This is a genomic window from Anaerobacillus sp. QJM3NY_32 (genome assembly GCF_056173645.1).
Genome location: NZ_CM149684.1, coordinates 3,683,719 through 3,704,068, shown reverse-complemented (window position 1 = coordinate 3,704,068; position 20,350 = coordinate 3,683,719). Strand labels below are relative to the sequence as shown.

19 protein-coding genes and 1 riboswitch are annotated in these 20,350 nt (G+C 37.9%); of the genes, 14 read left to right on the top strand and 5 right to left on the bottom strand.

From position 1 onward, the window contains the following. Position 1 precedes the first annotated feature (1 nt). The 4 genes from AC0VYH_RS19235 to AC0VYH_RS19220 all read left to right on the top strand — a co-directional run bounded on the left by AC0VYH_RS19235 (position 2) and on the right by AC0VYH_RS19220 (position 5,859). The gene (locus AC0VYH_RS19235; protein ID WP_430245793.1) at positions 2-1,633 is read left to right on the top strand and encodes a sodium:solute symporter family protein; all 1,632 of its coding nucleotides are present in this window, start codon (positions 2-4) and stop codon (positions 1,631-1,633) included. Positions 1,634-1,648: 15 nt separating this feature from the next. Beyond that, positions 1,649-2,188, top strand: a complete 540-nt coding sequence (locus AC0VYH_RS19230) for a hypothetical protein (protein ID WP_430245794.1) — start codon at positions 1,649-1,651, stop codon at positions 2,186-2,188. A gap of 190 nt (positions 2,189-2,378) precedes the next feature. Continuing rightward, positions 2,379-5,345, top strand: coding sequence for a formate dehydrogenase subunit alpha (fdhF, locus tag AC0VYH_RS19225; protein ID WP_475372937.1), 2,967 nt, complete (start codon positions 2,379-2,381; stop codon positions 5,343-5,345). Continuing rightward, positions 5,329-5,859, top strand: a complete 531-nt coding sequence (locus AC0VYH_RS19220; RefSeq protein WP_430245797.1) for a helical membrane plugin domain-containing protein — start codon at positions 5,329-5,331, stop codon at positions 5,857-5,859. The genes fdhF and AC0VYH_RS19220 overlap by 17 nt, the downstream gene beginning before the upstream one ends. A 46-nt stretch (positions 5,860-5,905) precedes the next feature. Here AC0VYH_RS19220 and AC0VYH_RS19215 read toward each other — a convergent pair whose 3' ends face one another. Next, positions 5,906-6,388 carry a VanZ family protein gene (locus AC0VYH_RS19215; RefSeq protein ID WP_475372936.1) on the bottom strand — a complete coding sequence of 161 codons (483 nt, stop codon included), beginning with the start codon at positions 6,386-6,388 and terminating at the stop codon, positions 5,906-5,908. Between the two features lie 176 nt (positions 6,389-6,564). On the opposite strand from AC0VYH_RS19215, the gene AC0VYH_RS19210 reads away from it, so the two are divergent. The 3 genes from AC0VYH_RS19210 to AC0VYH_RS19200 all read left to right on the top strand — a co-directional run bounded on the left by AC0VYH_RS19210 (position 6,565) and on the right by AC0VYH_RS19200 (position 8,922). Next, positions 6,565-7,893, top strand: a complete 1,329-nt coding sequence (locus AC0VYH_RS19210; RefSeq protein WP_475372935.1) for a UDP-glucose dehydrogenase family protein — start codon at positions 6,565-6,567, stop codon at positions 7,891-7,893. Positions 7,894-8,222: 329 nt separating this feature from the next. Continuing rightward, complete coding sequence (locus AC0VYH_RS19205) at positions 8,223-8,375, top strand: hypothetical protein (protein ID WP_303534131.1); 153 nt, start codon at positions 8,223-8,225, stop codon at positions 8,373-8,375. Between the two features lie 133 nt (positions 8,376-8,508). Beyond that, entirely contained in the window at positions 8,509-8,922 is a 414-nt protein-coding gene (locus AC0VYH_RS19200; protein WP_475372934.1) for a hypothetical protein, read from the top strand. Positions 8,923-9,010: 88 nt separating this feature from the next. On the opposite strand, the gene AC0VYH_RS19195 is transcribed toward AC0VYH_RS19200, so the two are convergent. Next, positions 9,011-9,151: a hypothetical protein gene (locus tag AC0VYH_RS19195; RefSeq protein ID WP_404683357.1), complete on the bottom strand. Its 141-nt coding sequence runs from the start codon at positions 9,149-9,151 to the stop codon at positions 9,011-9,013. A gap of 44 nt (positions 9,152-9,195) precedes the next feature. Further along, a riboswitch (cyclic di-GMP riboswitch) is annotated at positions 9,196-9,284 on the bottom strand. A 333-nt stretch (positions 9,285-9,617) separates the two neighbouring features. Continuing rightward, a complete protein-coding gene (locus tag AC0VYH_RS19190) occupies positions 9,618-9,755 on the bottom strand; it encodes a hypothetical protein (RefSeq protein WP_475372933.1) in 138 nt (45 codons plus the stop codon). A 194-nt stretch (positions 9,756-9,949) separates the two neighbouring features. Here AC0VYH_RS19190 and AC0VYH_RS19185 point away from each other — a divergent pair, with 194 nt between their 5' ends. The 5 genes from AC0VYH_RS19185 (at position 9,950) to AC0VYH_RS19165 (ending at position 15,165) form a co-directional block, all read left to right on the top strand. Next, entirely contained in the window at positions 9,950-10,405 is a 456-nt protein-coding gene (locus AC0VYH_RS19185; RefSeq protein WP_475372932.1) for an SRPBCC family protein, read from the top strand. A gap of 53 nt (positions 10,406-10,458) precedes the next feature. After that, positions 10,459-10,941: a VanZ family protein gene (locus AC0VYH_RS19180; RefSeq protein ID WP_475367988.1), complete on the top strand. Its 483-nt coding sequence runs from the start codon at positions 10,459-10,461 to the stop codon at positions 10,939-10,941. A gap of 283 nt (positions 10,942-11,224) precedes the next feature. Further along, a complete protein-coding gene (locus AC0VYH_RS19175; RefSeq protein ID WP_475372931.1) occupies positions 11,225-13,462 on the top strand; it encodes a SpoIID/LytB domain-containing protein in 2,238 nt (745 codons plus the stop codon). 133 nt (positions 13,463-13,595) lie between these two features. After that, positions 13,596-13,883, top strand: a complete 288-nt coding sequence (locus AC0VYH_RS19170; protein WP_226615331.1) for a hypothetical protein — start codon at positions 13,596-13,598, stop codon at positions 13,881-13,883. Positions 13,884-14,172: 289 nt separating this feature from the next. Continuing rightward, complete coding sequence (locus AC0VYH_RS19165; protein ID WP_430245811.1) at positions 14,173-15,165, top strand: Gfo/Idh/MocA family protein; 993 nt, start codon at positions 14,173-14,175, stop codon at positions 15,163-15,165. 18 nt (positions 15,166-15,183) lie between these two features. Here the strand turns inward: AC0VYH_RS19165 and AC0VYH_RS19160 are convergent, their stop codons facing one another. Next, positions 15,184-15,960: an HAD-IIB family hydrolase gene (locus AC0VYH_RS19160; protein ID WP_475367986.1), complete on the bottom strand. Its 777-nt coding sequence runs from the start codon at positions 15,958-15,960 to the stop codon at positions 15,184-15,186. A gap of 255 nt (positions 15,961-16,215) precedes the next feature. Further along, positions 16,216-17,478, bottom strand: coding sequence for a helix-turn-helix domain-containing protein (locus AC0VYH_RS19155; protein ID WP_475372930.1), 1,263 nt, complete (start codon positions 17,476-17,478; stop codon positions 16,216-16,218). Positions 17,479-17,693: 215 nt separating this feature from the next. Between AC0VYH_RS19155 and AC0VYH_RS19150 the strand changes: the two genes are divergently transcribed. Continuing rightward, positions 17,694-17,843 carry a hypothetical protein gene (locus tag AC0VYH_RS19150; RefSeq protein ID WP_226615326.1) on the top strand — a complete coding sequence of 50 codons (150 nt, stop codon included), beginning with the start codon at positions 17,694-17,696 and terminating at the stop codon, positions 17,841-17,843. A 156-nt stretch (positions 17,844-17,999) separates the two neighbouring features. After that, positions 18,000-20,084, top strand: a complete 2,085-nt coding sequence (locus tag AC0VYH_RS19145) for a cell wall-binding repeat-containing protein (RefSeq protein ID WP_475372929.1) — start codon at positions 18,000-18,002, stop codon at positions 20,082-20,084. The last annotated feature ends 266 nt before the right edge of the window (positions 20,085-20,350 follow it).

Here is a 20,350-nt window from a genome sequence, read left to right as displayed (position 1 = left end):
AATGAGCCAATTCACAATGCTAGATTACGTGGTTCTTGTTGTTTATATTCTTGGGATTGCTTGGTTTGGAGCGCGTTTTGGAAAGAATCAAAACACGACAAAGGATTACTTTCTTGGCGGAAGAAGCATTCCGTGGTGGGCAATCGGGCTTTCAGTTATGGCAACACAAGCGAGTGCGATCACATTTATAGGTGCACCTGGTTGGGGATATGAAGGTGGACTAGAGCGCATTAACACGTTTATTAATGTGCCGCTTGCAATGGCTTTTCTTATCGCTACAATTGTCCCTTTTTTCTATCGAGCAGAAGTTTATACGGCTTATGAGTATTTAGAGAGACGCTTCGGAACGGGAACACGAACATTATCCGCCGCCCTCTTCTTAGTGGCTCGAGGACTTGCGACAGGTGTCGTTCTTTATGCCCCAGCATTAGTACTATCCGTTGTAACTGGATGGGATATTAAGATAACGATTATTTTAATGGCTGTGATAGCGGTATCATATACCGTACTTGGTGGGATCAGTGCCGTTATCTGGACTGACGTAATCCAAATGTTCGTATTATGGTTAGGTGCGGCTATTAGTATCGTAGTTATTTTAGTGAAAGTTCCGGGCGGAATGACTAGTATTCTTGCCAGCGCTTCAGACGCAGGTATGCTCCAATCGCTCAATTTCTCCTTTGACCTTTCTATTGAATATAGCGTATGGGCTGGTGTGATTGGCGGCTTCTTCCTTCATGCTGCTTACTTTGGAACAGACCAAAGTCAAATTCAGCGTGTTTTAACAAGTAAGTCAATACGCGAAAGTAAACTTTCACTCGTTCTAAGTGGAGTTCTATTAATCCCGCAAATGCTGCTTTTTCTTTTTATCGGTATACTTTTGTTTGCATTCTATCAAACATTTGGTGACCCAAATGTTGATAACTTGAATGAACTATTTCCACTATTCGTTGTAAACCAATTACCAGCAGGAATTTCGGGTCTTATTATTGCAGGGGTGTTTGCAGCCGCTATGTCTAGCCTGGACTCTGCTCTTAATTCATTGTCAGCCGTGTCGATTCGAGATTTCTATGGTCAATTCGTTAAAAAGAATGCATCGGATCAGCATTATTTAAAAGCATCGCGATGGGCTACAATTTTTTGGGGAATTTACGCAACAATTTTCGCTTTCTTTGCAGCTAATCTTGGTCCGGTTATTGAAGCTGTAAATAAGATAGGCTCCTATTTCTATGGTGCACTTCTGGGTGTGTTTATCCTCGCCATTTTTACAAAGCGAACAAACGGCGTAGGTGCAGTGACTGGTATTATAGCGGGGATGCTTTCTGTTTGGGGCGTTACTCAGTTTGCTGAAGTATCATGGTTATACAATAATTTCGTAGGGGCGATTGTTTCAGTAGGGGTTGGATATGTTGTTAGCTTTATTGGAGCAAAACCTAAAGCTGAGAAACTAGCAGGGCTTACGCTGTTTGATTTAGATGACGATATACAAGAAGTGTTAAAAGCACGTTCTGAAGCAGCGTCGTCTCTAAGTGATGAAGAAATTGAAGAAGAACGCCGTACGTCAAGATGGCCGATTTATTTAGTTGGGTATTTCGTTGTCGTTATGATTGTGCTCTATCTCATAGGCCTGATCTAAAGGAGGTTATAGAAGATGACTTATTATATTGAACCAACAATTGATCGGCAGAAAGCTTTGAAAGCGATGAAACAATATACCTCTAGTCTGCTGCTGCGCATCGTTGAAAATAAAAAAAGGATTGAATCGAGTGAACTCGTTTATCTCCCTTTTTGGATGTATGAGTATCATCTAAAAACAACCTCATTAAAAGAAGGAATTACCGGAAGAATTGCAATTGAGTCAATCTCTGAACAAGCAGCTATTCTACCAGTGGACTACCCTCTTAAAGAAGGGAAGGTTCCTGGGGAAATGTTTACCCATTGTTCTCCAGATCCAGATAAAGCAAAACATGCGTTATATTGGGAAGCGTTTGGAAAAGAAAAAAAGAAAAAACAGATCAACATTTCTTTAGAGGAACCATCCAAACTGTATTTGCCTTATTGGGTAGGCTATATCAAAGGAAATAGAAGAGAAGTTTATATGGTGGATGGCGTAACTGGAAAAGTTGATTTACCAATGAAAGATTCTTTTCTCCATCATTTAAAAAATCAACTGAAGCACAGCTCGATATGAGCTGTGTTTTTTTGATTTTACTTAAATGTGATAATCAACACTAGAAGCCTTAATATCTTACGAAAAGCAAGAGCATTTAAATATTTTAATAGGTTAATAAATATTTTTTAGAAAATATTGTCTAAACCAATAATAAGTAGGGAAAGAAATAATTAGTAATACTGAAAATTATGATAAAGGGTGATGTCATTTGTCGGATTCCATCCATGTAACGATTAATGGTAAAAGTGAACAGATTTCAAGTGAGAAAAGTGTGCTTCAAGCACTTAATGATCATAATCTAGACTTGCCGAGCATATGTTATCATCCAAGTCTTGGAGCTATCGAAACTTGTGACACATGTATGGTGGAAGTAAACGGAGAAGTTGTAAGAGGTTGTTCAACGACTCTCTCAAATGGAGATAGCATTAACACAACAGCTTCTCACGTAAAGGAAGCTCAGAATATTGCAATGGATCGTATTCTTCATAATCACGAGCTTTATTGTACTGTCTGTGATTACAATAACGGCACGTGTGAAGTACATAATACGGTGAAACAAATGAAGATGAATCATCAGGCGATTCCTTTCGAACAAAAACCAGACCCTGTTGATAATTCAAATCCTTTCTATCGATACGATCCAGATCAGTGTATTCTTTGCGGACGCTGCGTCGAAGCTTGCCAGGATGTGCAGGTAACAGAGACGTTAACAATTGATTGGGAGAGAGAACGTCCGCGCGTCATCTGGGATAATGACGTTGATATTAATGAATCTTCTTGTGTTTCTTGTGGACATTGCTCAACCGTGTGTCCTTGTAATGCCATGATGGAGAAAGGCATGGAAGGTGAGGCTGGCTTTTTAACTGGTATTCAACAGGATACGCTTCGCCCTATGATCGAATTAACAAAAAACGTGGAAACTGGGTATAATTCTATTCTTGCGATATCTGATATGGAATCGTCCATGCGTGAAAATGAAATTAAAAAAACAAAAACCGTATGTACGTATTGCGGTGTAGGATGTAGTTTTGACATTTGGACAAAAGGGAGAGATATCTTAAAAGTAGAGCCACAAGTAGAAGCTCCAGCGAACGGGATTTCTACTTGTGTAAAAGGGAAATTTGGCTGGGATTACGTGAATAGTGAAGAACGTTTAACAAAACCACTTATTCGAGAAGGTGATTCATTTAGAGAAGCAGAATGGGAAGAGGCACTTAAACTCATTAGCCGAAAGTTTTTTGAGGTGAAAAAAGATTATGGTGCAAATGCTCTTTCCTTTATTAGTTCTTCCAAGTGTACAAATGAAGAATCGTATTTAATGCAGAAGCTAGGAAGAAGTGTCATTGGAACAAATAATATTGATAACTGCTCTCGCTATTGCCAAACTCCAGCAACAGTAGGGTTATTCCGTACAGTAGGCCACGGTGGTGATGCTGGATCGATAAAAGATATCGAAATGTCTGAGCTTGTCATTGTTATTGGATCGAACACTTCGGAATCTCATCCTGTTTTATCAACAAGGGTAAAGCGTTCGAATAAATTGAACGGTCAAAAACTCATCGTATCCGATTTGAGAAAACATGAAATGGCTGAACGCTCTGATTTATTTATTCGTCCTTCTTCAGGTTCTGATCTTGTTTGGCTCTCTGCCGTAACGAAGTATATTATTGATCAGGGGTGGGCTGATAAGGCTTTCTTGAAGGATCGCGTGAATGGTCTTGATGACTATATCGCCAGTCTTGAGAAGTACACTATGAGCTATGCATCTGAAGTAACAGGGATTAAAGAGGCGGAATTAATCCAAATCGCTGAAATGATCCATGAAGCAAAGACAACTGTAGCGCTATGGGCAATGGGCGTCACACAACATAGTGGCGGGTCAGATACGAGTACTGCCATCTCAAATTTACTTCTTGTTACTGGAAATTATGGCAAACCAGGAGCAGGTGCCTATCCACTTCGAGGTCATAATAATGTCCAGGGTGCGAGTGACTTTGGAAGCATGCCTGATAAAATGCCTGGTTACGAAAATGTGACCGATCAAAAAGTGCGTGATAAGTATGAAAAAGCATGGGGAACGCCACTTCCTGAAGAAGTCGGCTTAAATAATCATGAAATGGTCGAACATATTCATGAAGGAAAATTAAAAGCGATGTATTTAAAAGGAGAAGACATGGGAATTGTCGATTCTAACATTAACCATGTTCACGCTGCATTTGAGAAGCTAGACTTCTTCGTCGTGCAAGATCTTTTCCTTACGAAGACAGCGCAGTTTGCAGATGTCGTACTTCCAGCGAGTCCAAGCCTTGAAAAAGAAGGAACGTTTACAAACACGGAACGCCGTTTTCAACGTCTCTATCAGGCACTAGAACCACTTGGTGATTCGAAACCCGACTGGAAAATCATCATGGAAATCGCAAACGAAATGGGAGCAGGTTGGGATTATGACAGTCCGAGTGACATTATGGCTGAGGCTGTTCAGCTTGCTGACATGTTTGCTGGGGTTTCTTATGAACGTCTTGAAGGATATAAGAGTCAGCAGTGGCCAGTTGCGGCAGATGGCACGGATTCACCACTACTCTTTACAGAAGAATTTCCGTTTCCGGATGGAAAAGCAAGACTATTCCCGGTCGAATGGACAAAACCACTCGAGTACGATGAGCAGTACGATCTTCATGTTAATAATGGGCGTTTGCTAGAGCATTTTCATGAAGGAAATATGACGTATCGAAATGAAGGCATTAAATCGAAAACACCAAGTACGTTCGTTGAAGTTTCTCCTGAATTAGCAGAAGAAAGAGGGTTATCTGACGGAACGTTAGTTAGACTTGTGTCACCATATGGAGCTGTTAAGATTAAATGTCTTGTAACAGACCGTGTGCAAGGAAAAGAAGTATACATTCCGCTAAATGATCAAGATGATGCGGCGATTAACTTACTTACAAGTAGCAAGGCGGATAAAGATACTGACACGCCTGTTTATAAAGAAGTGAAAGCGAAGATGGAAATTTTGAAAGACAAAGGGACTTCACCACTTCCAAAGATCAATCATCGCTATGGAAATCCACAGCCTCAAAAAGGGGTCATGGTTGAGCGGAAATGGGCTAGAAAAGATTATCTCTTCCCTGGAGATATGGTGAAAAAGGAGGGCATTAACTATGGCAAAAGCCATTAAGCAAATCAAACGTATTGAAGTTTCTGAAGAAGAGAAACGCGCGAGTGATCTTAGAGAGATTGAAGATGCTTTGATTGAAAATAAAGATGCCCTTCTTGAAACATTAAGCGTTGTAGGTGGGATGAAAGATCGAGGCATCTTAACGCTTTTAAACGGTCTTTTTGGAGAAGGCGACCGCGTTCTGAAGGTCATCGTCGATCTATTAAATGTTCCGGAAAATACAACGGCGTTAAAAAATCTGATGCTTCTCTTTGGAGCAGCAGGAAAGATTAATGTTCAGGATCTTGAGCCATTGCTTTTAAAGGTAAACTCAGGTATTGAGAATGTTGCTGAGCATTCTGAAGACAACGAGAAGACTAGCTATCTGAGTCTTCTTCGCGCACTAAAAGATCCGGAGATTAATCGATCTTTAACCATTCTAATCACTTTTTTGAAAGGGATGGGGAAAGATATTGAGAACGAAGAGCAAATGACCGATAAATCACAGTCCTCTGAGGCGAGACAGGATCTTTAACTTTCTATAATTTCGCTGAAAAGCCCCGCAAATTGAGCGGGGCTTTTCAGCGTGCAGCTTTACTTTTTCTTTGTGAGATGATGACAAAGGCCATAAACGTAAGCACTATACCTAATGAGTCTGGTACAAGCACATCAATTAAATGTCCCGTTCTACCCTCAACGAGACTTTGATGGTATTCATCAAATAATGCATAGAGAAAAGCTGTTAATGAGCCTAGGATAAGGGATGCTTTTCGATTGCTTTCTTTCCATGCCATGATACATAAAAAAGCTAGTAAACCGAACGAGGCAACATGGGCTCCTTTCCTAAGAAAAAATTCAACATATTGATATGGCGCTGAAGGTGTAACAAGTGCACCATCATAGGTGAATTCAATTGGGGGTAAATCCTCTTCTTGGATCGAAATCATTCCTTTAAAGAACGGTTTCATATCCTGTTTTTGATAAGGGGTATTAGAGGAGATGAAAAGTATGATCATCATTAAGAGTGCGAGGCTAAGCCATTTTCGCTTACCGAACCATTTCATGCATTTTCCACTTTCTTTCTTAAGCAGTTTAGTCCCTATCATACCGAATTTCGTGCATAATAGGGAGTGGTTTTCCAAAGAAATATTAAGATTTTGTGTTGATCGAGTGAAGGGGATCTGAAATTATTTCTGCTCACTTATAATAGAAAATAGATGAAAGAGAAAGGAGATATAAGATGAAGATTGCTGTCATCGGTACCGGTTATGTCGGTCTAGTAACAGGAGTATGCCTAGCTGAAATCGGCCATCAAGTAACGTGCGTTGACGTCGACCACAAGAAAATTGCGATGATGACTGACGGCTATTCGCCTATTTTCGAACCTGATTTAGAGAAGTTAATGAAAAGAAATTTATTGGATGATCGGCTTCACTTTACAACAGCTCATCAGGAAGCATTGGCAACGGTGGACGTGATCTATATTGCGGTCGGTACACCACAACGATCTGATGGAACGTCCGACCTTCAATACATCCAGCAAGCTGCCCGACATATTGGGACATCACTTCAGCAGGATAGTATCGTTGTAACGAAAAGTACGGTCCCCGTAGGAACAAATGAACTGATACAAAAGTGGATTGAGCAAACGTTAAGGTCGAACATTAAAATAGAAGTTGTTTCAAATCCAGAATTCTTACGAGAAGGTTCAGCTGTATATGACACGTTTCATGGAGATCGAATTGTTATTGGATCAGAGAATAAAACAGCCGCCGCAGTATTAGAAGACATTAATCAGCCTTTTGGCATTCCAATTTATCATACGGATCGGAAAAGCGCTGAACTAATTAAATATGCGTCTAACGCATTTCTAGCAACGAAGATAAGCTTTATAAATGAAATATCAGCTATTTGTGAAAAAGTTGGGGCAAATGTAGATGATGTGGCTCTTGGAATGGGAAAGGATAAGAGAATTGGGGATCAATTCCTACAAGCTGGGATTGGCTATGGGGGCTCGTGTTTTCCAAAAGATACAAACGCTCTAGTACAAATTGCAGGTAATAACCAACATAACTTTCAGTTGTTGAAATCTGTTATCGAGGTCAACAATACTCAGCAAAATAAGCTTATTCAAAAAGCGAAAGAGGTAGTTGGACCACTTCAAGGGAAAAGAGTAGCGTTACTCGGTTTAGCTTTCAAACCTAATACAGACGATATGCGTGAGGCGGCCTTTATCCCAATTGCTCGCTCTTTAGTAGAAGAAGGAGCAGAAGTTCTTGCTTTTGATCCCATTGCGATATCGAATGCTAAAGGCCACTTGCCTAAAGAAGTGATCTTTAAAGAATCCTTAATAGAGGTTTTAACTGGAGCAGATGCGGCACTCATCATAACAGAATGGAAAGAAATTAAAGAGCTAGATTTAGATGTATATGTGAAACGAATGACTTCTCCCATTGTGATAGACGGAAGGAATTGTTATTCATTAGAAGATACGGCGAAATATCCACTACACTATATCTCTATAGGTCGGCCCACCATTAATCAATTACAAGTCTCTTCAACGGTTTAATAATTCGACAAAGCAGCCTTAGCTGTTCGTCGAATTTTTTTTGAACTTTTTATATTGAGCTATTTACGTAAACATTCTTACTGAGGGGAGGGGGGCTCGCTCCAGGAAGCTTCTTTATACAAAAATTTTACTCAAATGAGCAAAAATCGAGATCTAAATTTGTAAGATAACATAGCTTGAAATTTTAATAACAGATCAAAAATATCTCGAGTTCAGAATATTTTTACTTGAAAAAACCATCCACTTTGGTAAAATATGTTTGTCAGTACACTTTATGGAGACAACTAGGATTTCTGAATGAAATAAAAAAGATTGAATGGAGTGGTGAAATGGTAGAGAAAACGTGTGATAAATGTCAAAAACCTTCTTATAGCAGTAATTATCAAGGAGAATGGATATGTCCATATTGTGGAAAAGATTTAACGGAAATTCAAGTGAACAATGAGGACTACCTTTATAAGGCAGTAGTAGAGAAGAAATAACCTATAATGGACCTACTTATTTTCTTTAGGACGAGCTTTGCGTGAAAAGCTCTGGGTGATGGTTAGTGGTACTTGTCACCTGAATGAAAGACGCCTAGAATAATGAATATTCGACTTAAAAGGATAGTGTGATATGGGAGAGTTTATCAAGTTAATCGTTGCCATTGTTAATGAGCTTCATGATATTGTCATTATGTTAATGTATAGCCTAGGCTTTTCCGTCACAGATAAACAACTACACTTTTGGGTGATTGGCTTACTAGGGATGGCAGGATTTATTGTTGTGCAATTCTTGTTCCGTATACTTGCAAATTGGAGTATCACAGCGATTTCGTTTATTTATACGGTAACTGTATTGCTTGTAGTCGTTTTTGCCATTGAAATTCAACAGAAAATCACCGGAAGAGGAAATATGGAGTTTGCAGACGCTGTTGTTGGACTGCAGGGCTTTATTGTGTTATTTATACTATATGTGGCCATACGCCTTATTTTAATTGGAATAAAAAAGCTACGTAAATCAGTAACAAATAAGAGCGATGCGAAGTAGATGACCTGAAGTGAGGGTTGTCTTTTTTATTTTGTTCAAAAAAGATCAATAAAATAGGAGAGCTACGATTCGCTCCCCTTCCCCGGTTTTAATATGTCATTTGTGTAAGGAAAGCAATAGCTGCTCCAATCACAATAGCTGAAACGGGTAGAAGAAGATAAACCATCTTCTCTTTACGTTGTCGTCTGTACTGGATTTCCTCTGGCGTTAGCCATGATTCTCTCATCATTCATATCCCCCTTGGTTCTTGCAACAATCGCAGTGGAGGCCGTATTCGGCAGCTGGCTGACTGTCGGAAATCAGTCCGCGAAGTCCCTATAGCTTTGCGTCATCATTTTTCAATGATTTTGCCATTCTCGTACGATTAGTAGCATATAAAAATAAGAAAACGAAGTCATAAAAAATTAAAAATTGTCGAAAAATGACTACAGTTTCAAGTATAGCGTATTCTGGAAACGATGTATATTGGGAAAGTGCATTTAATTTGTTTTATCAAATATAGATTTTGTAGAGCAGGTTTCCCAATGTCATATTTAAAGCGTGAATGCTTTCTTTCGAAGATTTCGTAAAGCCCGGTTTTATTGAGAAAGCGTAAAGCAAACGCTAAAATAACAAATAATCGAACTCCTATAGAGAGCCTTCCACCCTTTAAAAACAGAAAACGAAGCAGAAAAAAGAAAACAGTAAAAAAACACTTAAAATCCGCTATTAGCGGCTATCGCAATAACAACTCCTAACAGAATGGATAGGATAGGAATGGCAAGGAAAAGGATCTTTTCCTTGCGTTTTTTTTGAAATTGAATTTCTTCAGGAGTTTTCCAGTTTCGTCTCATATGAATCCGCCCAGTAACGTCACTTTCATGTATAATGCGCGTGAAAGTGATGTGTCTTTTATTTTTATTATCGGTTCATTTGTTTAAATAATTTAGCCTTAAATGTCGAATTTTATGAAATAATCTTTATGGCCTGTTTTTATTCAAAATAATGGTAGAGAATAAGGTCTAAAGAATTATGGAGGTGTTGATACATGCCTGTTATTTACCTGGAAACATTGATTGAAGCTCCTATTGAAATCTGCTTCAATTACGCAAGAAGTGTTGAAGCACATATGAGAAGCACAGAGCAAACAAATGAGAAAGCGGTAAGCGGGGTTACGAAAGGATTGCTAGGCAATGGTGATGCCGTTACATGGGAAGCGACTCACTTTGGCATTAAGCAAAAATTAACTGCCAAAATCACTGGGATGCAGGAACCAGATTGGTTTATTGATGAAATGACAAAGGGAGCATTTAAATCTTTTGTTCATTCTCATCGTTTTGAGGAAATCGATGATGTAACGTTAATGATCGATGAATTTAGTTATGAAGCTCCGTTTGGTTTAATTGGTAGCATCGCAAACCTTTTGTTTTTAAAAAAGTATATGAAAAATCTGCTAGAAAAGAGAGCCCTTGAATTAAAGAAAATGGCTGAACGAACGGAATAACCTTTTCCCCATTAGGCGATACTTAAGAGAGCTTATTTAGGGAGGAGACAATCATGTCGGTGTCTCGGACTATCGTTTCGGTTTGTATTCAGTGCTGGTTAGGAATCGGTTTTTTGATTTCATGTATGGCAATGCTTACACTAATAGGGCATGAACCATCTCCCTTCATTGTGGATAGTGTATCCTCCATTATCCAGTCTAGGGAGTTCCAATACGGACCTTTGACGTTAAGTTTAGAAAAAAACGGAGAACTAGGATTGGCACATTTTGTCGTTCGTAAGCTAGGTCACTTCTTTGTTTACAGTTTCATAGCATTAGTTTTACTACAGCTATTTAAAGGGGAATCATCTGTTTTTCGTACATTCATTGTCATTATTGTTGTAGCTATTTTTGCTGTGACGGATGAATTTATTCAAGCTTTTTTACCAGAAAGGACAGCGTTAATCACTGATGTGATTGTGGATCTTGCTGGATGCCTACATAGCGTTATCCTTTATAAAATATGGCATTACTCCATCTTAAAAGCTCTCGCATAGCGGGAGCTTTTTTAATGTGAAAGCTCAGCTTATACTGTTGAGTTTTGGAACAGAGCGTAGAAGCAAAATGCAACATTTCTCATTAACATATACTCTTTCAAAAATCACTACTATTATTTTTATAGTAAAAATAACCTATAGATTCGACAATGTACCTGGGTATTCTATGTTATTTTTGTAATATTCGTCATTTGGATGATATTTTAATGTAAAATTTATGCTAAAGTGTTAAAAAGGGAGAATAGAACTAATATTTTCTTAAAAAATCTTAGGGGGAAAAGATTTGAAACTTTTTACGTCATTTTTGATTGGCATTTTAGCATTTTCTTTATCCATGAATGGTGTTCAGGCTGCAGGAGAGTCAGTTACGGTTAAACTAGTAAACTATATTAAGGATACGACCGTAATCAAATTTAATGTGACAGGCAGTTATCAGATTGAAAGTAGTAGCATTAAAATAGACAGTTCCCAGGCTGATGAATACAGTGTAAAAGCTGAAGCGGGTAAAGTGGTCCTTTATCGAGGCAATACCCAGCTTGAAGATTTCGGGGACTCTATGACGATTGTTCCAACAATATCCAAAGCGATGGACAGCTATGTGGGAATAGGTGACAAAAAATATCTCGGAGAAATGAAATTTGCAATTGATGGAAAGTACATCCGTCCGATAAATACGCTCTCTATTGAGGAATATTTAAAAGGGGTAGTGCCAAGCGAAATGCCGGCCTACTGGGGAAATAATGGTGGAATGGAAGCATTAAAAGCCCAGGCAATCGCTGCTAGGACTTTCGCTTTACCACAGAAAGATTCTCTAATGGATAGTCAATCCAGTCAAGTTTATAAAGGTTATGACTGGTATCAAACGACAAACGAAGCGGTAGATGCAACTGCTGGAAAAGCACTAAAGTATAACGGGAAGTACATAGGTGCCTTTTATTCTTCCACAAATGGTGGAATGGTTATGTCCAATACGAACTCGTGGGGAAGTAGTTGGATTCCATATTTGCAGACGAAAGTAGATCCATATGATGAGAAGATGATAACAAGCTTTGATTATTGGGACTATACATTAGGAAAGCAACAAATTGACACTAAAAAACTAGATTTGAAAAAGCCTGAGTCCTGGTGGTCTAACGTGACTGAGCTAAGTTCAAACGTAACAGAATTAAAGAATATGAAGTCATGGCTATTATCTAAAGGGAAAATTAAATCTACAGATGAAATAAAAATCACCGATATTTCGAATATTAATTTCACAGTTCCACCATTTAAATCTGATGAAGTATTAAGAGGTAGTGTCGAGATTCAGTATTTTTTAAAAAGCAAAGATGGATTTGTTATGGATACAAATGGGGAATTGAAAAAGCATACGATGAAAATCGAGGATACTTCTTATAATATCCGATTTATGATTGGTACAACGATTATGAAAAGTCCTTATGTGAAAGAAATTAAACAAACGAGTAATTCATTTGTCGTCTCAGGTAGTGGGTTTGGGCATGGTATTGGAATGAGCCAATACGGAGCTTATCAACAGTCCAAAGATGGACGTAATTACGAACAAATTCTATCATTCTATTATCCTGGGACAGAATTAGTCAAAGAATCATTTGAAACAAACTTGATTACACGACTTGCAGGAAATAATAGATATGAAACTAGCGTAGCTATATCAAAAGATGGGTGGAAGCATTCCTCAGATGTTGTTGTACTTGGAAGAGGAGATCTTTCAGTAGATGCTCTTACGGGAAGCGTTCTTGCTAAGAAGTACAATGCTCCATTACTTTTAACAAAAAGTGAGGGACTGCCTTCTGTCGTTGAGGAAGAATTAGATCGTTTACAACCTGAAAAGATTTATATTCTAGGTGGACCAGCAGCCATTTCAGAGAAGGTAATTGATCAACTTTCTACTAAAGGATATATTTCTGATGTAGAAAGAATAAGCGGTCAAAATCGATATGAAACGTCAATCGCAGTTGCTAATGAAGTAGGGAATAGTAATCAAGTGATCGTGACAACAGGAGATGACACTTCCCCTGATGCTCTATCAATCGCTCCTTATGCAGCTTCAAAGCAAATTCCAATCTTATTGACTAATAGTGAAAAGTTAAGTGAAGCTACTGGTTCGTATATGAATACAACGAAACCTGTTGCGGCTACGATTATCGGTGGGCAAAATGCGGTTTCAAGTGTTGTTGAGGACAAACTTGCTACAACTTCAACGGTCAAACGAGTTGCTGGCGATAATCGTTACGAAACAAGCGTGAAGATTGCAGAAACATTTGATTTTGAAAATAAGAGTGTTTTCTTTGCAAATGGAGATGTATTTATTGATGCACTTCCTGGATCGCCCTTTGCTGCTGCCATGAGCGCACCAGTCATTTTAACGAAGCAAAATAAACTATCGAATGAAGCTGAACAGTATGTTAAGAAATCAATGAGTAGAGAATACTACTTCTTGGGCGGGGAAGCTGCTATTAGTAAACCTGTTGAAGAAACAGTTGATAAACTATCAAATTAGCAATGGACACCTCTCTTAAAAATAGAGAGGTGTTTTATGTTATTATAATTAAAATGGGTAATTTCATTTTTATAAGAACGTGGACATAACGAGAGACATATAGCAAAATAAACTCAGATAAGGATGTGATGTCTTGCACCAGGAAAAAGAAATTGAAATACTGTGCGATGCTTTACGAACATATTGGAATGAACATCCAGAGAAAAGTCTCGGTCATTTGTTGAAAGATCTACATAACAAGTACGAAAAAACAGAAGCATTTACGGAAACGGATGATAAGCACTGGTTGCACTGGTTGTTAGAAAATAGTAAGCAGCGAGATCTTATTGAAAAAAAATACCGTAACCAATCTCAAATTAAAGATTTAGAGCATCATATTCGCCCTGAGCTTATGGAAGTGATCAAGCGATTTGTAGATTGAGTCAGTCGTTTTGTTACTGCTAGAGAAGCTCGTAGATTAGTTGCTAATATAAATGAAAACTTACTATGTAAGAATCACTAATTAAAAGAGCCGTACTCGTCATAACGAGTACGGCTCTTGTTTTCCTTATAATCAAAAGGGGGGATTAAAGGGATTACTTAATGTTTCGGTTTATACGCTATTACGCTGGGGGTAGAATGGTAGGAAGAATGAAAGAATTTGATACAGTTCTCTTCGTGGGATAATATGGTAAAATTATACGAGTATACTTAGAAAGGGAGTGCTAAATATGGGAATTAGATTTGGTATTATGGGAACAGCCAATATTGCTAGAAAAGCTGTTATTCCAGCTATTCAAAATGCTCAAGGTGCTGAAGTGGTAAGTGTTGCTAGCGGTAGTGGTCGAGCAAGAGAATTTGCAGCAGAAATGGGTATTGAGCATTATCATGACAGTTATGAAGCGATGCTAGATGATCAATCAATCGATGCGGTTTACATTCCACTTCCCAATACATTACACAAAAAATGGACAATTGCAGCGGCTCAAAAAGGAAAGCACGTACTATGCGAAAAGCCTGCTGCCATTACAGCCCGTGATGCCATGCAAATGGTGCAAGCCTGTGAAGACAACGGTGTTATTTTTATGGAAGCATTTATGTATCAATTCCATCCCCAACATGAAATTGTAAGAGAAGTGATTGCTTCAGGTGAAATTGGTGACGTCAAGCATATGCGTACTAATTTTTCATTTTATATCGGTGACAAACCAAATAACATCCGTCTCAACAGTGAACTAGGTGGTGGCAGCATCTGGGATGTGGGATGTTACTGTATTCACTCCTCTAGGTTCATTATTGGAAGCGAACCATTAAAAGTTTACGCTCAGGCTTCCATTCCTAAGGAAGTTGGCGTAGATCTTTCGGCTGCAGGAATCTTTACGTTTGCAAATGGAGTAACAGCTTCATTTGATTGTAGCTTTGAACGACAAATGAGCAATTCCTATGAAATTCTTGGTACAAAAGGAAGTATTCATGTTCCATTTGCATACCGTCCAGACGCGCCTGGAGCTGGTGGTTTAATTCGAATTAAAAATAGCGAAGGCAACGTGAGAGAAGAAATGGCTGAAGGTGAGCAGTATACACTTATGGTTGAACATTTCACGCGTTGTGTTGAAAACCAGCATACACCATCATATTCCGGCGAAGCGACAGTAAATAATTTGAAAACGATAGAAGCTTGCTATGAATCTATTGATAAAAATCAACCAGTTGAGCTAGTATAATAAAAAAAGCACATTGGATTAGCCAATGTGCTTTTCTAGAAGTTCCTTCGTTCCTTCTGAATAGGACTTCTTGCTTGAAATAGAAGTGATATTCTTTTCTTCTGGTGTTTCACCTTCTCCAACCCAATGAAACGTAATGTTATCTAATTCATGCTCTCTAGCAGTTACAGCCATAACCATATCGCCGCCGCTATCTCCAAAAACAAACACTTTATCGGCAGATTGGATTTCATCAATAATCCACGTCGCTCCAATTTTTTTAGACAAATCTGGATGAATCACATCGACCCCATAAGTGGAAACGACTGTTTTATTACCAGATTTAGAAGAAATCGAACCTACATCATCTGCGTATTCCTGTAGAGCTTCTCGTGTTTTCTTTAAGTGCTCTTTATTACCAGGATCACCATGAACAGCTTCAACCGTACCCATAGATTCTTTTGTCTGATCCCATTGAATAAGACCATCATATTGTTCTTTTTGACTAACTTTATATAGTTTATCTTTTACCTCATCCGCGATCACATATTCCTCATCTAGCTCCCAGGAAGAAATATCGGTTCCGCGCCCTTTTATCGCCCCGTGCTCAGAAACACAATATAGGGAAGACCAATCAATTTCATCATCAAATAGAGGGAAGAGGTGATCGGAAAGCCAGCCTCTAGAACGCCCTGTGACGAAAGAAAGAATATGTCCCTCTGTAGCTAGCTTTTCAATCATCTTAACAACTTCTTTATCTGGTCTAGCATTCTCATCTGTTAGAACGCCATCAACATCAAACATATAAAAAGCCATATTAGCACTCTCCTATTCGAATTAAATTATGACTAGTATAGCGTTGGGGAGGATGGAAGGGCAAATAAAAAACCCGACTCAAACTGAGCCGGGTTTTGGTTATTAGATGTGTACTTCAGCTTTTGCTGGGCTTGAGTCAGGTACTCTATCATGGGAATCAGGTACTCTATCGTGATTTCCAAGTGTAACTATTCCTACCAAACTAGTAATAAGTAGTGCATTTACCATTAGTTTTTTCATTTTATTTCTCCCTTTCTAATTCATGATTTTTTTCCTGGCATCGTTCGCTAACCTAAAATAAAAACTTGAATTTTTATATTGGCCATTATTAAAATAATGGTCTGCCAGCATTTCACCGTACTCTGAAACATAGTACCAATGATTTTTTTCTTCAAAATACTCCACTGCTTCTTTCAGGAGCATTTCTTGATTTTCACTTTGTTTCGTATTAAGTTTTAAAATCAAGACTTTAAAATGATGAATATATTCTAAGTACTCTGTTTTAGTGACTAGTTCCATTCCTTCATCGATTGAATTACGAGCTAGTTCATAGTCACCGCTTTTTGTATACTCAGAAGCAATTAAATAAATTGTTTTAGCTCGATCTTCAATCTCATGGACTTCACTGTTTTGTAATGCTAGTTGATAATATTTTAAAGCCAAAGCAGATTCATTTTGGCAAGAATACACATATCCAAGGTCGTGATAAATAATACTTTTTAATCTTTTATCATTGAAAGACTCTGCATATTTTTGAGCATTTTGAAAGTGATGCTCTGCTTCTCCGTAGTTTAAAATGACTCTATTATTAACGCCTAACAATATTTCAGTATCAGACGCTCTTTTAAAGTTATACTCTTTGTTAAACATCTCCAAGCACTTGATTGCTAGATTGTTGGATAATGTGATTTGACTAAGGCGATTATGAACAAGTGCCTGCTGATAATAAAACTCCGCCCACTCTGCCGAATTCGATTTCATAGAAGTGAGAAGAAAATGCGCCTTTTTGTATTGCTCACCTGCTTCTTTAAACTTACTATTCTGGTAATAGTATAATCCTAAAAAGTAAAAGTAATAAAATTCTAGTTGTTCAGATAATCTTTCTTGTACATGATATAGTCTTTCTAAAATATCATTAGCTTTATCAGATTCTCTTAACAATATATGGTATCTAAATGATAGAAGGAGATATTTAGTTAAAGTATCTGGATCTTCTACACCATCAATCTCTTCATCAATACGGTTTTTAAAATTTATCACTTCTTCAAAATTACGAAGACGCATTTCTTTGTACCAGGCATCAAGATCAAGATGAAGTTTTTTCATTTTATCTTCATCATCAACCTGTTCTAAAGAGACACCTAGCTCATTACATAGATGTTCGACAAGTTCTTCACTTGGCTGGGCAAGTCCGTGTTCAATTTTACTTAGATAAGGAATAGAACAGATACCGGAAGCAAGTTGTTCTTGAGTGATGCCTTTCATTTGTCTGAAGTATCGGATTTTTGCTCCAATCATTCTTTGCTCCCTTTCTCCTAGAACTATTTGATTACAGTTTACTAAAAATTCTCAGAAAAGAGAATAGTTTTGAGGTTGGGAAATATAAACGAATTTATAGGGTTTAAATGCCTATTTTCGACGTAGTTTTCCCAACATGAGTTTGTCGAAAGAATTTTCGAACGATACTGACCATTATATGGTAAAATGATGAAAATGAAAAGGAGGTGTCGAAAATGCAAGAAGATCGGTTAGAACGCGTAGAAACAATGATCACGAGTTTGATTCAAATTATTGGAAGTATGCGGAAAGAACAACATAACCTCGAAGAAAAACTCCAGGCAATCCAGCAACAACACCAAAATCTTCTACATGAACGTGTTTAACCCCTTTTTCAGCGATAAAACTCCCAAATATATGCGACTTTACTCCCCCTAAACCATTTTTTTCTAACTCTTATTGTGATACTATTCTAGTGATTTGTCGAAAAATTCGTTATAGACTAGAGATAGCAGAAATGAAGTTATTCAATCATGGGAGAGGTGTCACAACTGAAGTCAAAAACTATTTTTCTATTGTTATTATGCAGTTTCTTCTTTTCAGTAAATCCTGAATTATCAGAAGCGGAATCTGATAATGAGACAGAGCGTATTCTTGTTACATATGAACAGACTAAAAGTCCATCAAGAGATTCGAAACTTTCTACCAAAGTAGAAGTCATTAATGTACCTGTCAATGAAGTAGATAAAATGATTGAACAGTTTGAAGCAAATAAAGATGTTCAGCATGTCGAAATGGACCAACCAGTTTATTTAATGGATTCAGTACAACCCAATGACACTTTTTTATCATATCAAAAGCCATGGATCGACCAGATTCATCTCATAAAAGGGTGGGAGCTTGCTAATGTTGAATCAAGTTCATTAAAGGTTGCGGTAATTGATTCAGGAGTTGATCTGACTCATCCAGATTTAAAACCAAATCTTGTAGATGCGATTAACCTAGTGGAACCGTCTAAATCGGTTCAGGATATTGATGGTCATGGTACAAAAGTTTCTGGACTTATTGGAGCTGTAACGAACAATCAACTAGGGGTAGTTTCTCCTTCGCGTGGAACTTCGATTATGCCAATTAAAGTGACAGAAAATGGTACTGGCAATTTATCAACCGTTGTTCAAGGTATTCGTTATGCAATTGATCACGATGCAGATGTAATTAATTTAAGTTTAGGAAACTATAATAACTCGTTTGCTCTAAGAACTGTAATTGAAGAAGCGATTTCAAAAAATATTCTTATCGTAGGTGCAGCCGGTAATGATAATGATTCAGGAGTGGTTTTTCCAGCGGCTTATCCTGACGTTTTAGCCGTAGCCTCTGTTAAAACAGGAACTGAAGAAAAAGCTTCCTTTTCAAATTATGGATCATTAGTTGATATTGCTGCTCCTGGCACGGACATTTATAGTACTTCATTGAATGGAGAATATGCTTTTGACAAAGGTACAAGTATGTCTGCGCCAATTGTCGCTTCATCAGGTGTTTTACTAAAGGAATATGCTCCATATTTAACGAATAAGCAAACGTTTAAATTATTAAAGCAAACGGCTAGTGCTCTGACTAGTTCATACGACCTTGGAAGTGGCGTGTTAAATATGGAAGGAGCTATTAACGGAGTAACAGAGTTTAACCGTATCTATGGTGACACTGCAATTGATACAGCAATCGAAATTTCCAAAAATAATTGGACTACGTTGGAGGAACAAACGCTATCCATTGGAGGCGATAACAAGAAAGGTCGCTTCGTAGTACTTGCTCGCTCAGATGAATTTCCTGATAGCTTAGCCGCTTCTCCGCTTGCTTCTATGCTTGGTAGTCCGATTCTACTCACGAAAAAAAATAGTCTATCTATCAATGTAATGAGGGAACTTAGTAGGTTATCTGCTAATCATGTTTTAGTTATAGGTGGGAATAATGCAATTCCTGAAGCAATTACAGAACAGCTTAAAGCGGAAGGGATATCGAGTACACGCATTGCAGGAGATAACCGCTATGAAACAGCGACTAAAATTGCGAATATCGTCGGTAGTGAAAAGACAAAAGAAGCATTCATCGTTTCTGGTGAAAAGTTCCCAGATGCTTTGTCTATTTCATCTTTTGCATCAAGGTTCGGAGCCCCTGTTCTTTTTACGAAAAGTGATTTTTTACCAGCTGAAACGAAGGGTTTTTTGAACGATTTTGATCCAGACAAAGCTTATGTTATTGGTGGAGAATCGATCATAGGTAAGAGAGTCTACTCTCAAATCCCATCTTCCAATACGGAGAGAATTGGGGGAGAAGACCGCTTTGATACAAACTTCAAAGTATTGCTAAGGTTTGGAGTAGCAGAAAATAGTGAGGGAGTTTACTTTGCTACTGGTCTTAAGTTTCCAGATGCTTTAACTGGCGGGGCGGCTGCATCGTTATCAGGTCATTCTATTATTTTGGTTCACCCTACTAGAGAGAATAATTCTTTAGAGAAGTCCATTCTCTATTTGAATAATCAAGGAATAAATCAATATCGGATTCTAGGTGGTCCAGCAGCCATAAATCAAACAAAAGCTTGGGATATTGATCAAATGCTTGTTCAATAAAAAAGAAGCGTCAGTGAAAATACTGACGCTTCTTTTTATGTTATCTAGTTAACTGAGCGTTTGAGAGGATTTATTCACTACGTCATTATTAAGCTTTTATGGACAAAAGTCCTAAAATATCTACAAATTATCAAAAAATTTCACAATTTTAACAGTTAAAGATTGACTCTTAATCTCTTTATAATTAAACTGAAAATAGTGAATTATTATAATAATTCCACTCATAAGGAGGATCGATTGCAGGAACTTCACAAATTACTAAGGGG

Coding starts and splice junctions, on each gene's coding strand:
- AC0VYH_RS19180 (WP_475367988.1), top strand. CDS start 10,459: ATGTCGGTGTCTCGGACTATCGTTTCGGTTTGTATTCAGTGCTGGTTA.
- AC0VYH_RS19205 (WP_303534131.1), top strand. CDS start 8,223: ATGGTAGAGAAAACGTGTGATAAATGTCAAAAACCTTCTTATAGCAGT.
- AC0VYH_RS19200 (WP_475372934.1), top strand. CDS start 8,509: ATGGGAGAGTTTATCAAGTTAATCGTTGCCATTGTTAATGAGCTTCAT.
- AC0VYH_RS19235 (WP_430245793.1), top strand. CDS start 2: ATGAGCCAATTCACAATGCTAGATTACGTGGTTCTTGTTGTTTATATT.
- AC0VYH_RS19190 (WP_475372933.1), bottom strand. CDS start 9,755: ATGAGACGAAACTGGAAAACTCCTGAAGAAATTCAATTTCAAAAAAAA.
- AC0VYH_RS19220 (WP_430245797.1), top strand. CDS start 5,329: ATGGCAAAAGCCATTAAGCAAATCAAACGTATTGAAGTTTCTGAAGAA.
- AC0VYH_RS19165 (WP_430245811.1), top strand. CDS start 14,173: ATGGGAATTAGATTTGGTATTATGGGAACAGCCAATATTGCTAGAAAA.
- AC0VYH_RS19215 (WP_475372936.1), bottom strand. CDS start 6,388: ATGAAATGGTTCGGTAAGCGAAAATGGCTTAGCCTCGCACTCTTAATG.
- AC0VYH_RS19185 (WP_475372932.1), top strand. CDS start 9,950: ATGCCTGTTATTTACCTGGAAACATTGATTGAAGCTCCTATTGAAATC.
- AC0VYH_RS19150 (WP_226615326.1), top strand. CDS start 17,694: ATGCAAGAAGATCGGTTAGAACGCGTAGAAACAATGATCACGAGTTTG.
- AC0VYH_RS19230 (WP_430245794.1), top strand. CDS start 1,649: ATGACTTATTATATTGAACCAACAATTGATCGGCAGAAAGCTTTGAAA.
- AC0VYH_RS19195 (WP_404683357.1), bottom strand. CDS start 9,151: ATGATGAGAGAATCATGGCTAACGCCAGAGGAAATCCAGTACAGACGA.
- AC0VYH_RS19155 (WP_475372930.1), bottom strand. CDS start 17,478: ATGATTGGAGCAAAAATCCGATACTTCAGACAAATGAAAGGCATCACT.
- AC0VYH_RS19210 (WP_475372935.1), top strand. CDS start 6,565: ATGAAGATTGCTGTCATCGGTACCGGTTATGTCGGTCTAGTAACAGGA.
- AC0VYH_RS19160 (WP_475367986.1), bottom strand. CDS start 15,960: ATGGCTTTTTATATGTTTGATGTTGATGGCGTTCTAACAGATGAGAAT.